The sequence below is a fragment of the Bifidobacterium aesculapii genome (genome assembly GCF_001417815.1).
GTDB classification, from domain to species: domain Bacteria; phylum Actinomycetota; class Actinomycetes; order Actinomycetales; family Bifidobacteriaceae; genus Bifidobacterium; species Bifidobacterium aesculapii.
Map to the genome: position 1 here is coordinate 1 of NZ_BCFK01000052.1, position 14155 is coordinate 14155.

The 14155-nt window shown below is 64.3% G+C and carries 11 protein-coding genes; 1 reads left to right on the forward strand and 10 read right to left on the reverse strand.

Annotated elements, in window-relative coordinates:
- Positions 1–32 precede the first annotated feature (32 nt).
- The 3 genes from BFAL_RS07315 to BFAL_RS07325 all read right to left on the reverse strand — a co-directional run bounded on the left by BFAL_RS07315 (position 33) and on the right by BFAL_RS07325 (position 3588).
- Positions 33–941, reverse strand: a complete 909-nt coding sequence (locus BFAL_RS07315) for a helix-turn-helix domain-containing protein (protein WP_236691706.1) — start codon at positions 939–941, stop codon at positions 33–35.
- Positions 942–1145: 204 nt separating this feature from the next.
- Complete coding sequence (locus BFAL_RS07320; protein WP_055427756.1) at positions 1146–2186, reverse strand: NAD(P)-dependent alcohol dehydrogenase; 1041 nt, start codon at positions 2184–2186, stop codon at positions 1146–1148.
- A gap of 88 nt (positions 2187–2274) precedes the next feature.
- A complete protein-coding gene (locus BFAL_RS07325; protein WP_055427757.1) occupies positions 2275–3588 on the reverse strand; it encodes an MFS transporter in 1314 nt (437 codons plus the stop codon).
- A gap of 224 nt (positions 3589–3812) precedes the next feature.
- Here BFAL_RS07325 and glgX point away from each other — a divergent pair, with 224 nt between their 5' ends.
- Complete coding sequence (gene glgX / locus BFAL_RS07330) at positions 3813–6452, forward strand: glycogen debranching protein GlgX (protein ID WP_055427758.1); 2640 nt, start codon at positions 3813–3815, stop codon at positions 6450–6452.
- A gap of 96 nt (positions 6453–6548) precedes the next feature.
- Here glgX and rpsI read toward each other — a convergent pair whose 3' ends face one another.
- The 7 genes from rpsI to BFAL_RS07365 form a co-directional block, all read right to left on the reverse strand.
- Positions 6549–7040 (reverse strand): 30S ribosomal protein S9, encoded by a 492-nt coding sequence (gene rpsI, locus BFAL_RS07335; protein ID WP_055427759.1) that lies wholly within the window; start codon positions 7038–7040, stop codon positions 6549–6551.
- A gap of 20 nt (positions 7041–7060) precedes the next feature.
- On the reverse strand, positions 7061–7510 hold the full coding sequence (gene rplM / locus BFAL_RS07340; protein ID WP_055427760.1) for a 50S ribosomal protein L13: 450 nt from the start codon (positions 7508–7510) through the stop codon (positions 7061–7063).
- A gap of 309 nt (positions 7511–7819) precedes the next feature.
- The gene (gene malQ / locus BFAL_RS07345; protein ID WP_055427761.1) at positions 7820–9985 is read right to left on the reverse strand and encodes a 4-alpha-glucanotransferase; all 2166 of its coding nucleotides are present in this window, start codon (positions 9983–9985) and stop codon (positions 7820–7822) included.
- A 154-nt stretch (positions 9986–10139) separates the two neighbouring features.
- Positions 10140–10751: an AbrB family transcriptional regulator gene (locus BFAL_RS07350; RefSeq protein WP_152973586.1), complete on the reverse strand. Its 612-nt coding sequence runs from the start codon at positions 10749–10751 to the stop codon at positions 10140–10142.
- A gap of 54 nt (positions 10752–10805) precedes the next feature.
- Positions 10806–11444: an IMPACT family protein gene (locus BFAL_RS07355; protein ID WP_055427763.1), complete on the reverse strand. Its 639-nt coding sequence runs from the start codon at positions 11442–11444 to the stop codon at positions 10806–10808.
- Positions 11444–12490 (reverse strand): NAD(P)-dependent oxidoreductase, encoded by a 1047-nt coding sequence (locus tag BFAL_RS07360; RefSeq protein WP_055427764.1) that lies wholly within the window; start codon positions 12488–12490, stop codon positions 11444–11446. The genes BFAL_RS07355 and BFAL_RS07360 overlap by 1 nt, the downstream gene beginning before the upstream one ends.
- A gap of 99 nt (positions 12491–12589) precedes the next feature.
- Positions 12590–13951 (reverse strand): CapA family protein, encoded by a 1362-nt coding sequence (locus tag BFAL_RS07365; RefSeq protein WP_055427765.1) that lies wholly within the window; start codon positions 13949–13951, stop codon positions 12590–12592.
- Positions 13952–14155: the final 204 nt, after the last annotated feature.

A 14155-nucleotide genomic window follows, 5' to 3' on the forward strand; every position in this document is an offset into this window, starting at 1 on the left:
GCCACACCAACAGCGGCCGCATGAGCAATCCATCACCGCGTTGCATGCGCCTTCCGATACGCAGAAGGGGTCATGCCAGTTTCATCGCGGAAACGACGGTTGAAATTGGACGCGTTGTCATAACCGCTGATCCGCTGAATACGGGAGATCGGCATGTCCGTGCAAATCAGCAGACGACAGGCGCGGCCGACCCGAAGACGTCGTACGAAGTCGGCGAACCCGACACCCGCCACACGTTTGAAGAAACGGGAGAACGTGGACACGCTCATCGACGCAGCATCGGCGGCCCCCTCCAGACTCACATCGTCCAGATGCGTTGAAATATAAGCGATCGCGGCGTTGACACCGCTTTCGGCGCCCACCGCCACCGCCGGGTTGTATTCCGGAGTGACCACGGTTCGGCTCTCATCCGCAGGAGCCTGTTCAAAAACCGAAAACATGGCAATCAAGTCGGCCACACGCCGGGATGGCGAATGGTCGCCCATCCCCACCAGCACATCAGCGACGTCACGGGCCGATTCCCCGGAAAGGACCAGCGCATGTGACGCCCGCCGCAGCACCTGCTCGAAACCGGAGGTTTCAGGGAACGCCGACGACAACATGCGGATGGCCTGTGGTCTGACATGGCATAACACATCACGGTTCACCAGCCGCTCCCCCGGCATGAGATCAGAAAGCCAATTATGCGGCAGATTGGAGCCTATCAACGCCACATGCCCCGGCTCGAACGGCAGCAACCCGTCACCGGCCATCAGTTGACCAGTCCCCTCACGAATCAGGTGAATCTCGAATTGGGGATGGTAATGCCATTTCGCCAATGAATTCGGATAGCCATGGCACGCCCATCGAATCGCCGCACCGGCATCGGGAAGAATGACCTCCAAGGAACCCGAACCTGTACCCGCACCTGTACCCGACGGGACGAATCCTTTCCCAGCCACAGCCAACCTCCTCACTCCGCCGACCCACAACCTATACATTGTCGGCGTACGCCCCGCATAGGACGAAACGGGGCTCGAACGCTGACCGGCTACGGAGAACACCAACTGAAATCTTTTGGCGATCACCGTCAACCGAATGGACGCTCGAACTCCGTTTCACCCGCCGTCAAAGAGACGGCGCCCCAAAGGACGGCATTCGGCGCATCAACGATGATCAACCGTGATCTGCAGCTTGATGTCTCCCGGACGCCCTTCATCCATGCGGTCGAAGGCCGCCTTGGCATCGTCCATCGCGAACGTGTCGGTGATAAAGGGCTTGAGGTTCAGCCTGCCGCTGGCGACCAGATCGATGGCCTTCTGATACACGTTCGCATAGCGGAAGACGTTCTCGATACGCACCTCGGTCGCCTGCAGCTCGGTGATATCGATGGGCACCGGGTTGACCGGGATGCCCACCAGGACGGCACAGCCACCGGGAGCAATGAGCTTCCAGAAGGTCTCATACGCCTTCGGTGCGCCGGAGCATTCAAACGCCACGTCGGCACCCCATCCGGCCGTCTCCTCACGGACCCGTTCGACCAGATCCTCCTTGGTCAGATCGACGGGGATGATGCCAGGAATCTGTCCGATGATGCCGAGTTTGACGGCGGAGACATCAGAGACGAGCACCTTGGACGCGCCACCGGCGAGCGCCGCGGACGCGGTCAGCATACCGACGGTGCCGGAACCGGTGACCACGCACACATCACCAGGCTTGATACGGGCCTTGGTGGCGGCCCACATGCCTACGGCTGTCGGCTCGAGCAGGGCGCCTTCGCCGTAGCTCATGGTATCGGGCAGATGATAGGTAAAGGCGGCGGGGTGGATGACCTCCTCGCACAGGCAGCCGTCGATCGGCGGAGTGGCGAAGAAACGGACGGCCGGATCGACGTTGTACATGCCCAGACGGCTTGCACGCGAGGTCATATCCGGGATGCCCGGCTCGAGAGCGACACGATCGCCAGGCTTGAATCCGGTGACGCCGGGACCTACCTCCAACACGGTGCCCGCGGCCTCATGCCCGAGGATCATCGGCTTCTCGACCACGTATTTGCCGACTCGTCCATGCGTGTAGTAGTGCAAATCGGATCCACACACGCCCACGGTATGCGGTGCGATGCGCAACTCACCGGGCCCCGGCGCCTGCACATCCGGAACCTCGCGAACGTTGATTACGCCCTTCTTCTCCAGAACCACTGCCTTCATGATGTTTCTCCTTGTGTTGTTGGTTTGCTGGTTGTTGGCTTCATTGAGTATCGGCTCGTCGGATTGGCCTTCACGCATATCCGCGAGGTCAAACGGCCTGCGGAACCGCGATCATGGGCAACGAATCGATGTCGGCCACGGGTTCCTTGGCCACAATGCGACGTCCTCGTTCATCGAATCCGGGCTGCCGGGGGCGAATCCACACCGAAATAACGGATCCTCCGATATAGCAGATCGCATACGCCCAGCACACTCCGGCGAATCCCACAGTTTCCAGCAGCAGCGTGGCGATGAACGGGCCGCAGAAGGTCGTCAGACCCGACGCAAGATTGTGGGCGGAAACGGCAGCACCCTTGTGGTCGGGTTCCAGTGCGGGGAACACCGCGCCCATGGGGACGAACGCCGAGATGCCCAGGCCAAGCACGATCGCGCATACGTACATCGCCGGCAGATTGCGACCAAGGAACTGTGGAACGTAGTACATGGCGAGGGTGCCGATTGCGGAGAGCCAGCATCCCCACCAACGCATCTGCCGCATCCATCCGAAACGGTCCCCCATACGCCCCCAGAACACGTTGCCGAATACGGTGACCACGAAGAGCAGTCCCCAGATCGTCGACCATTCGGTGACCCTGAACCATGCGCCACCACCATTGGTGTGGGTGGAGAGATAGAGAGGCATGATGACCGGGAATCCGTACAGGGTCAGGTTGCAGATGACACGCAGCACGGCGGCGAAGGCGATCTGGCGATTGTCCTTGAGGATGGTCACGCCGCGGGAGAGCTCACGCAGCTTATCGGTCGTGCTCATCGTCGCCAGTTCGACATTGGTGGTCGTCGGCACGAACATGACGCAGACCAGCATACCGACGATGGCGAACGGCAAGGACAGCCACAGCGAGTAGTACTCACCGATCACCGGTGTGATGAACGCGGGCAGGTAGGCGCCGAATACACCGATGCCGAACGAATAGGCAGTCCAGAACCATCCCATGGCGGACGCGAGTTTGCCCGGATCGACGGTCTGCGCCAACAGCACCACATACGAGTAGATGAACAGCGGATACCCCATGCCACGCAGCATGTACGTGACCAGCATCAGCGGATAGATGTGGCTCGGGAGGGCCACGCCGATGAACACCAGATGCAGCAGGATCCAGGATCCGGCGCCGACAATCATGATGCGCTTGGCTCCGAACAACTCGGCCATCACACCGGACGACCAGCCGGCAAGCGCAGCCACCAGACCGTACAGAGTGAACATCAATGACGCCTGCGCCGATGAGAACCCCTGATCCACCACATATTTCGACAGGAACGTCAATTCGAAACCATCACCTGTCATGAATACCGCTATCGCCAGGAATCCCGGCAACAGCTTTCGCATAAGCCCCTGTGCCATGCGTTCTCCTTACATACAAGAACATATACAACATCACTGTCAACTTCCGCTCGTCTTTGGAGCGTTAGTTATATTTTTCAACGGATAATCACGGTCTTTTTCCGTGACAATCGGCAACAATTGATACTTTCTTGCAATCCAGCTCACAGACGTGAATAGGACAAGACGGCCTCATGGTACAGCGGTGAACGGTGATGGTAACTGGACACGTCTACAATGGGTGTATGAGAAATCCATCGTTGCATCGTTACGCCACCCGCCCGGGCTTCTACTTCACCGAGGACGGCGGCGCCGATGTCGTCGTCCGTTCCGAGACCGCCGATCAGGTCTGGTTGAGCGTCGTCGAATCACTCGACGATCCGACCGCGTTCTATCAGGACGCCATCCGCCTGTTCGACGTGCCGAACGTGCCGTTCGTCGACCAGATCCGGGAGTTCCCGGTCTGCATGCGCATCATCGAGGACCTGTACGTGCGCGAGACCCTGTTCCGCATGGAAGGGCCGAACTACGGTCTGTGGTACGTACACATCCCGAAGGCGTGGAGCGGCATGCGCTACGGCTTCCGCGCGGACGGCGCGTGGGATCCACGCCGCGGCATCCGCTTCAACCCGTACAAGCTGCTGCTCGACCCGTACGCCAAAGGCATCGACGGCAAGATGGAGCTCTCCCCCGCCGCGTTCTCCTACGAATGCGAAGTCAAGGACAACCGCGTCACCGGCTCGGCGTTCGGCAACATGAGCACCGTCGACTCACTCGGTCACATGCCGTTGTCCGTCGCCATCGACGACCGCGACAAGACCAAGCACGACGACGACCCCGACCACCCGCACATCCCATGGAGCAAGACCGTCATCTACGAGCTGCACGTCAAGGGCTTCACCGCGCAGGCGCCGTGGCTGCCCGAGGAGCTGCGCGGCACCTACGCCGGTCTCGCCCACCCGACCACGCTCGCCTACCTGCAGGGTCTCGGCGTGACCTCCATCGAACTGCTGCCCATCCAGGCGAAACAGCCGGAGGTCTTCCTGCAGGAACGCGACCGGCCGAACTACTGGGGGTACAACACGCTCGGATACTTCGCCCCGGAGCCGAGCTACGCGACGAAGGCCGCCCAGCAGGCCGGCGCCGAGGCGGTGCGCAAAGAGGTCATCGACATGGTGCGCGCACTGCACGAGGCCGGATTCGAAGTGATCATGGACGTGGTCTACAACCACTCCTGCGAAGGCGGCGTGGAAGGTCCCACTGTCTGCTGGCGCGGACTCGACGAGATCCCCACCTACCGTCGCCAGAAGAACAACATCGGACGTCTGGAGGACACGACCGGCTGCGGCAACACGTTCGACTTCACGAACACGCACGTCGTAACCTTCGCCATCGACTCGCTGCGCTACTGGGCGAAACGCATCGGCATCGACGGATTCCGTTTCGACCTCGGCGTCTCGCTCGCACGACTCAACGGCGAGTTCACGCACCACCACCCGTTCCTGTACGCACTGCGCGCCGACCTGCTGCTCGGCAACCTCAAACTCATCATGGAACCGTGGGATCTCGGCAACCTCGGCTGGCGCACCGGGCAGTTCTCCGTGCCGTTCGCCGAATGGAACGACCGTTTCCGCGACACGTCACGCCAGTTCTGGCTCACCGACGTGGAGAGCGGCGGGCGTGTGGGCCGCATCGGCATGCAGGAGATGGCGACGCGCCTGTGCGGCTCCGCCGACCTGTTCGCCACCGATCCGGGCCGAGGCGCGGCATCGTCCATCAACTTCGTCACCTGTCACGACGGCTTCACGCTCACCGACCTCACCCGCTACTCGAACAAGCACAACGAGGCGAACGGCGAGAACAACAACGACGGCTCGAACGTGAACCATTCCGCGAACTTCGGCACGGAAGGCGAGACGGACGACGTGACGATCGTGGCCCGGCGAGAACGCGCGGCGATGAACATGCTCGGCACACTGCTGCTGAGCCTGGGCACGCCGATGATGCTCGCCGGCGACGAATTCGGCAATTCGCAGGACGGCAACAACAACGCCTACTGTCAGGACGGGCCCATCAGCTATCTCAAATGGGATTGGCTGTACCAGCCGAACAAAAGCTGGCACATGCACCGTCTGGAGACCGTGTCGAAACTGGTCGCATTGCGCAAGTCCCTCGACCTGTACCATCAGGAGGGATTCTTCACGAGGCTGACGCAGTTGGGACTGCTCAAACCGTCGAGCCGCATCCAATGGTTCCTGCCGAACGGCACCACGCCGATGGAGCGGGACTGGTTCGATCTCGGCCAGCGCAGCTTCGCCATGCAGCTGCTCGGAGCGAACGAGACGGACATCCTCATCGTGATCAACGGCGTTCCGGAGGACAAGTCGTTCCGACTGCCCTCGGAAAGCACCTGGACGCCCGCCTGGTGCTCCGCCGAAAGCACCGGTCACATGCCGGGGCATGGATTGACGGTGGAGGACATCCAACTCGACGGCCAGCCGACCAAGTGGACGCACAGCGTGCCGCGCACCAGCGAGATCCATGATCTGGTCGAACGCATGCAGCACGTCGTGGACGGCAAGACATCACAGCAGCTCACCGACGCGTTCGACGCCGACATGCAGGCGATCGCGGTGGCCGAGGCGGAGGCCGCCGAGACCGCACGAAAGGCGAACGCGCGGCATACGCGCGGCATGGCGGAGCCGGCGAACCCCGCCGCATCGCGGGTGCCGCAGCACGCAGCGGCCGCCACGGCGCCCACCGCCGCCGGGACGCAGCCCACCGCCGCTCCGATGCGGCAGGCACAGTCCGCATCCGCAGTGCCCGACACGAACGTCTGGACCTTCCCGGCGCTCAGCATCACCCTGATGAAGCAGCTGGACTGAGCGGCTGGCCAAACGGCTCCACATCCAAATGCGGAGACCCCGCCACCGGATAACCGGTGACGGGGTCTCTTCGTATATGGGCAGCGCCCAGGCGAATCAACGCTTGGAGAACTGCGGGGCGCGACGGGCCTTGTGCAGACCAGCCTTCTTGCGCTCCACGACGCGGGCGTCGCGGGTCAGGAAGCCGGCCTTCTTCAGCTCGGGGCGGTTGGCCTCACGGTCGATGGCGTTCAGCGCACGGGCCACGCCGAGGCGGATGGCGCCGGCCTGACCGGTGGTGCCGCCGCCGTCGACGAGGACGACGATGTCGAACTTGCCTTCGAGCTTCAGCAGCACGATCGGGGAGTTGACCTCACGCTGCAGCAGCTTGGAGGGGAAGTACTCCTCCAGGGTGCGGCCGTTGATGGTCCACTTGCCGGAGCCCGGAATCAGGCGGACACGGGCGACGGCCTCCTTGCGGCGACCGGTGCCGTAGCCCGGCTCGATCGCGGAGGTGCCGGTGCCGGCACCGGCGTTGGTCTCGGTGGTGTAGCTGGTGAGCTCCTCTTCGGTTTCCTGAACCGCGGAGGTGTTGGTGTTTTCAGCCATGTTCTCTATCTCCCTTCGGTTCACTTAGCCTGCTGAGAAACCTGCTGGATTTCGAAAACCTGCGGGTTCTGGCCGGCGTGCGGGTGCTCGGCGCCGGCGAACACGCGCAGACGACCGAGCTGCACCTTGGCAAGACGGTTCTTCGGCAGCATGCCCTTCACGGCGGAGGTGATGATGCGCTCCGGCTTGTTCTTGAGCAGCTGTCCGTAGGTGTCGCGACGCAGACCGCCGGGGCGGCCGGAGTGCGCGTACAGTTCCTTGCCCAGCTTGTCGCCGGTCAGCGCGATCTTGTCGGCATTGATGACGATGACGAAATTGCCGGAATCGGCGTGGGGCGCGTAGGTCGGCTTGTTCTTGCCGCGCAGCAGGGTTGCGACCTGGGAGGCAAGACGGCCAAGCACCACGTCGGTGGCGTCGACGATGTACCAGTCATGAGTCAGATCAGCTGGCTTCGGAGTGAAAGTCTTCACTGTATCTACCTTTTCACTATTGTGTTCCGGGCTTCGGCTGCTCGGCGTGCGTGTAGGAAGCGCGCGATTCGAGAAGCTTCAGACCTCTTTATCCGTGGGCTCCCTGAAAGTCCTCGATGGCGAGTGGGAAAGCGCTTTGAAGGACCCCTTAGGGAAACACAACAATCCACTAGTATATCGCCGGGCTTGACATTGGCACCGGCGTGTCGTGGTCCGACGACCGGTCCGGCCGAACTCCCTCCCGATACGAGACAAGGCTCCCTTCCGGGAGCCTTGTCGTCACAGCGTCGTCACGGAGTCGAGACCGCGTCAGCCGTTCATGATCGCCGCGAGCCGCTGCACGGACTCGCGTTCGAACAGGCCTTCGAGCGGCACGACATCGCCCTTGCCGTCGGCGAGCGGGATGCGCCAATTCGGGTATTCGTTGTTGGTGCCCGGCTGGTTCTGCGCGCGCTTCTCCCCCACCGCATCGGTGATGGCGGCGGCGAGCAGCTTGCACGGCGATCCCTTGAGCGCGCGGTATTGGGCATCGATGATGTCCTGCTCGTGGGCTTCGCGATGGTCGGCGAAATCGGCGTCGAGGTAGTTCTCCCTGACGAGCATCTCCAGCATGGCGTTCTGCTCGTCCATGGCCTGGCGCTCGACCTTCTCCTTCGGCTCGGTCAGCAGGCCGAGACGTTCGCGCAGTTCGACGTGCTCCAGCTCGAGGTAACCCGCCGCCGGCGGCAGGTCGTGCGTGTTCACCGAAGCGAGCGCGTACGGGCGCCACTCGCCCGGCGTGCGGAACTTGCCGTCACGCTGCTCGAACCATTCGACCGCGCATCCGAGCAGACCATGCTTCGACAGCGAATCGGCCACGTAGGCCGGCACTACGCCGAGGTCCTCGCCGACAACCACGCCGTCCGCGCGGGAGGCCTCGAGCGCGAGGATGCCGAGCATGATCTCGGAGTCATAGTGCACGTATGCGCCGTCCAACGGCTTGCGGCCGGCCGGAACCCACCACAGGCGGAACAGTCCGAGGATATGGTCGATGCGCACCGCGCCGGCGTGCGAGAACATGTTGTGCACCAGATTGCGGTACGGCGCGTACCCGGTGTTCTGTAGGGCGATCGGGCTGAGCGGCGGCTGGCTCCAATCCTGGCCCTGCTGGTTGAACATGTCCGGCGGGGCGCCCACGGTCGCGCCCTTCGCGAAGTTCTCCGGGTGCCACCACACCTCGGAGCCGAGCGCGTGCACACCCACCGCCATATCGGCCATCACGCCGATGCGCATGCCGGCGTCGCGGGCCTCGCGCTGCGCACGGTCGAGCTGTTCGACGGCGATCCATTCGAGCCAGCGGTAGAAGTTGAGCGTGTCGGGGAACTGCTGCTTGAGCCCCTGCACCTCGGGGGACTCCTTGGTGAACTTCTGCTCCCAGTTGTCCAGTTCACGAGACGGCGCGCCCCACTTGTCGTAGCAGAGGCACCAGGTGGCGTAGCCTTCGAGGTCGTCGCCCGCGGCGGCGCAGAACGCGTCGAACGCCTGCTGGCGCTCCGGGGAACGCCCGAGCTTGAAGATGATCCACAGCGCGTGCATCTTCGCACGCCACATCGCGTCGCGGTCGACGACCTGCGCGTCGCCGTTGAGCGGTTCCACGGAGGCGTGCAGCTGCTTCACCTGGGCGAGGCTCTCCTCGCCGAGCAGACCGTACTCCTCGATCGACTCCGGGCGGATGTAGGTGAAGTTGACCAGACCACGGGAGATCGGCAGGTACGGCGACGGCGTCAACGGGGAGACCGGCTCCGCGGCGTGCACCGGATTGATGAGCATGAAGTCGCTGCCCGTGCGGCGCTTGGCGCCCTTGAGCAGGTCGGCGAGGTCCTGGAAGTCGCCCACGCCCCACGAATCCGCGGAACGGATGGAGTACAGCTGCGCCATCCAGCCCCACAGGTGCCCGTTCTTCATCTCGTCGAGCAGCTCCACCTTGGCGGGGGCGCTGATGAGCGTGGCGTCCTGCGTGCGGTCGCCGACGGTGACATGCAGCGTGTGGTAGCCGATCGGCAGGTCAGCCGGAATGGTGATCGAGGCGGTGGTGATGAACCGGTCGTTCAGCGCATACGCCTTGGAACCGTCGCCGGGACCGTAGGGCAGTTGCCTGCCGTAGTCCTCGCCACCCTCCAGGGTGATGGTCGCCTGCGGCAGGTCGAACACGCCGACGTTGACCAGCACGCGCGTGTCCTCACCGGCGATGTGCAGCACGGTCGGCGGCACGAGACGGCTACGGCGCTGGTCGCGAATGTGCTTGATGGAGCTGCGTATCGCATCGTCGTTGGAGGCGTCCACGCCCAGCGCGGCGAGGATATCCACCAGGACATCGTCTTTGATCTCGTGGTAGTCGTTGCTCATCCCCACATAACTGGTTCCGATGCCGACCAACTTGGCGAGCTGGATCAGCGGACGGGCGAGCCGCTCATCACTTTCCGTTCTCTCAGTCATGCTCCCAGTGTAACGCCGGTGTGGAGAAAACACAGGCATATGCGCCCAGCCAGCGGAATGTCGTACACTACTCGCGCGCGAAACGCCGTGACCGCAATCGGGAATACACCACGGCGCAACCGCAGCGCAACCGGAACGAAATCCGCGGCGGCCGTCATGCAGTCGACGCGGCGCGGCGTTTCTCGGCCGCATGCCGCACCTCCGCGGACGGATCGTCGGCGAGCTTCGCGACGGTCTCCGGCGTGGCGTTGGGGTTGAGCGCCACCGCGCGGCGCACCATCGAGGAGAGCACGGCCGGCGCACCGGGTTCGCGCTCGGTGCCTAGCGATGCGAGAAAGTCCAGTGTGCGCGCGTCCACCTCGGGATCCTGCGCGCCTTCGAGACGCATCTTCCATGAGGTCTTCCCGTTCATCAGCGCGGCGTCGCGCACCTCGGGGACGGGATCCTTGGTCAGGCGGCCCACAAGCCAGTTCTTGTCGCTCGTGTTGGCCGCGACGGCGCGCCGCACCTCCGGCTCGGGGTCGGCGGCGAGTTTGACGAGCACGTTCGGGAACGGCATGGTCCGCGCGAGGAAGACCCGGTCCTCCACGGGCGTGTTCGGATTGCCGCCCACCGCCTCCAGCAGTGCGGTGGCTCGCGAGAACGCCGCCTGGTCGGCGCGGTCGGGCAGCTCCCGACGCGCGAATTCGGACAGCTCCGCGGCATCCTCGCTATGGCGCAGATGCTCGTAGATGACGGTCAACGGCTCGAAATCGGTGTCGGTCATGCGCTCCAGCCTACCCCATCCGCCGTCGTGCCGTCCGGGGCCGGCATCCCGCCGTCACTGTTCGACGGCACGGTTCACCACGTCGATGGGCTCCGGCGTGACGGTGGCGTTGAACGTCTCGCGCACGAGCTCCATGAACCGAGCCGACCGCTCGTCCGGCAACGACGCGACGAGCGTCACGTCAGCCGCGTACGTCTCATCGGACTGCACGCCGTCGAGCGAGGCGAGGATCTGCTGGAACCGTTTCAGCTGCGGGTACTGCAACACGACCAGATAACGCCGGCACGGCACGATCGCCGCCTGCCGCGCCGCCTTCACGGCAATCGACGCACCGGTCGAATACGCGCGGATGAGCCCACCGGAACCGAGCAGGATACCGCCGAAATACCGCGTCACGGCGATGACGCAGTCGGTGAGATCGTTCGCGCGAATCACGTCGAGAATCGGCTTGCCGGCGGTGCCGGAAGGTTCGCCGTCGTCGCTCATGCGTTCGGCGACGCGGCCGTCGGCGCCGCCGCAGACGGCCGCGTACGCGACGTGGCGCGACTTCGGGTGCGCCTCGCGAATCGTCTCGACGAACGCGAGCGCCTCGTCGAGCGTGTCGATGTGCGCGGCGTCGCCGATGAACTCGGACTTCTTCTCGACGAACGCGTCGTGGGCGGGGTTCAGGGTCGTGTCGAGAATCGTGCGCATCACGCCTCGCGACCGTCGTGTGCGGCGGCATCATGCTCGGAAACGACGACGTTCATCTCGCCGCCGGTGAGGAACGCGCGCGTGGCGTCCACCATCTGACGCGTCAGATCGGCGAACGCGCCGTCCGTGCGCCACGCGACGTGCGGCGTGAGGATGATGCCGGGCACGCGACGGATCGGATCGTCGTCCGGCAGCGGCTCGCTGTCGTACACGTCGAGCGCGGCGGGAATGTCGCCCTGCGCGAGTCTGGCCGCGAGCGCACCCGGTTCGATGACCTCGGCGCGCGCCGTGTTGACGAACAGGGTGCCAGGGCGCAGACGCGCGAGATGCTCCGCGGTGATGATCCCGCGCGTGACGCCGTCGATGAGCGGCAGGTGGATGCTGACGACGTCGCTGGAGGCGATGAGCTCGCCGAGGTCGTCGACGGGAGTGACGCCGTTGCGGGTGAACCGGTCGACCGGCGTATGGCCGGTCCACCATGCGGACACGTCCATATCGAGGGCGCGCGCGATGCGGGCGACGGCACCGCCGATGCCGCCGAGACCGATGATGCCCAGACGGCGGCCGGCGAGCTGCAGACCGTCCGCGTACGGGCTCGCCCAACGCCCGGACTTCACGTCCGCGTCGAGCGCCCCGACATGGCGCGTGAGCTCGAACAGCAGGGCGAACGTGTGTTCGGCCACCGCGTTGTCGCCGTAGTGCACGGCGTTGCAGACGCGCACGCCGAGCTCGCGCGCGAGAGAAAGGTTGATGTAGCTGGCCACGCCGGTGCCGGAGAACACGATGCAGCGCACGCTGCCGGCAAGGCGGCGCAGCAGTGCGTCGGAGATGTGCGGGCCGCCGTTGATCATGACGTCCGCGCCCGCCGTGCGCCGCGCGATGACGTCCTCGTCCTCGGTGAAGTCCTCGAACATGCGCACGCGCGCCACGTCATGCAGGCCCGCGAACCGTTCACGCAGCGGACGGATCATCGAACCGAGCACGGCGGGCATGACGACGAGCGGCAGGTCCGTGCGCTCCGGCTGGGTCTCGAAGACCTGTGGCACGGGGGCCGCAGTAGGCTCCGGTGCCGTTTCGTTCGTGACGTCTGACGTGTCCTGAATGCTCATGGAGCCTACATTAGCGCGTCGCCGTGTGCGGCGGCATCACTGCTTCGCCTGTTGTTCGGCGGTGATGTTCCATTCGCGCACGATATTCGGATCCGCGCCCATCTTGTAGATGACGTCCGAGATGCGCTGACGTTGCTTGGCGTCCTCGGCGTCGTTCCAGCACACGCCGTCCGGGCGGTCGGAGGATATCGGACACCACACGTATTGCCCCTGACGCATGTTCGCAGTGGGCAGCCAGTCGATGCGGCTGACGCGCCACGAGCCCGCGACGCCCTTCTTGCCGGCGAACTGGACGCGCGCGGTCACGCCCTGGTTGTTGACCTCGTTGCCGGGGATGTACGAGGTGACGGTGACCGCGTTGCCAAGCCCGTAGATGATCCACGTGCCGTTGTAGTTCTCGATGGGCTGCGCGCAATGGCATCCGGCGCCGTAGATCACGTCGAACGCGCCCGTGTCGGCGAGCTCGTGCGCTTCGGAGACCTGCCACGAATCGGCATAGTCGAGGTATTCCTGCACCGAATGCATGGCGATGGCGACCACGTCGGCGCCCTGCTCGCGCGCCTTGTTCGCCTTGTCGACCGCACGCTGGATGTCGGAATCGTGATTCGGGTCGCCGGATTCGCGCAGACGGTCGACCTGCCAGTCCTGGTCGGCGGTCATGCCGTTGAGCGAGACGGTGCCGGTGACGAGGCCCAGCTTGCCACCGCCGGTCGGCGAGTCGATGACGAGGGGCTTGACGGAATCCGCCTCGCTCTTGTACGAGCCCGTCTGGGCGATGCCCTCGGATTCGAGCGTATCCCAAAGGCGGGCGATGCCCTCCGCCCCCTGGTCCCACGAATGGTTCGTGGCGTGCGTGCACGCATTGTAGCCGACGTTCTTGGCGGCGTCCGCCACTTCAGGCGGGATGTTGAAGATCGGGTACGCCGAATACGGGCCGCCGCGCGGGGCGATGGGCGTCTCGAACTCGCAGACGGCGATGTCGGAGGCCTGGATGTACTTCTTCATCGGTGCGAACAGCGGATCGAAGTTGAAGGCGGTGCCGTCGGTGGCGGCGGTGTTCGGGCCGGCGAAATGCTCCCACAATCCCTCGTGGAACAGCAGGTCGCCGTTGACGAGCATCGAGATGCAGTCCGTATCCGGGCAGTCCGGTGAATTGCCATGGTGTTCGGATACCGGCTCGGGGACGGTTTCCGTTTTCTCCACCGGAGCCTTCACGGAGGCCTCGGAGCGGCCGGCGGCCGGCACGCCGGCGCCGAAACGACCGGAGGTCACGGCCCACGCGCCCGCAACGAGTCCGGCCGCCAGCAATGCGACCAATACGACGATGATGGCGGTGACCGTCTTCGACGGCCCCTTGCGCAACGGCGCGTGCGCACCCCTACCGTTGATGTGCCTCATGGCGCTCTGCCTCCTTGCCTCTCTTCTTCGAATATCGAGGATATCGCCACGCCAAGCAGGCTTGCGTGGTCGTCTCACACGAGCCGGGTGTCGTCTGGACTATGGGATTAGAATGACATCTAGGAGACGGATGGACAAAGGCGTACCTCCGGCTCCGCCTACGTGCGGCAATGAACGTATGTGCACCATGCAACATACCGCGGA

Excerpts from the sequence above, each read along its gene's own strand:
- BFAL_RS07320 (WP_055427756.1), bottom strand. The coding sequence starts at position 2,186 with ATGAAGGCAGTGGTTCTGGAGAAGAAGGGCGTAATCAACGTTCGCGAG.
- BFAL_RS07325 (WP_055427757.1), bottom strand. The coding sequence starts at position 3,588 with ATGGCACAGGGGCTTATGCGAAAGCTGTTGCCGGGATTCCTGGCGATA.
- glgX (WP_055427758.1), top strand. The coding sequence starts at position 3,813 with ATGAGAAATCCATCGTTGCATCGTTACGCCACCCGCCCGGGCTTCTAC.
- rpsI (WP_055427759.1), bottom strand. The coding sequence starts at position 7,040 with ATGGCTGAAAACACCAACACCTCCGCGGTTCAGGAAACCGAAGAGGAG.
- malQ (WP_055427761.1), bottom strand. The coding sequence starts at position 9,985 with ATGACTGAGAGAACGGAAAGTGATGAGCGGCTCGCCCGTCCGCTGATC.
- BFAL_RS07350 (WP_152973586.1), bottom strand. The coding sequence starts at position 10,751 with ATGACCGACACCGATTTCGAGCCGTTGACCGTCATCTACGAGCATCTG.
- BFAL_RS07355 (WP_055427763.1), bottom strand. The coding sequence starts at position 11,444 with ATGCGCACGATTCTCGACACGACCCTGAACCCCGCCCACGACGCGTTC.
- BFAL_RS07365 (WP_055427765.1), bottom strand. The coding sequence starts at position 13,951 with ATGAGGCACATCAACGGTAGGGGTGCGCACGCGCCGTTGCGCAAGGGG.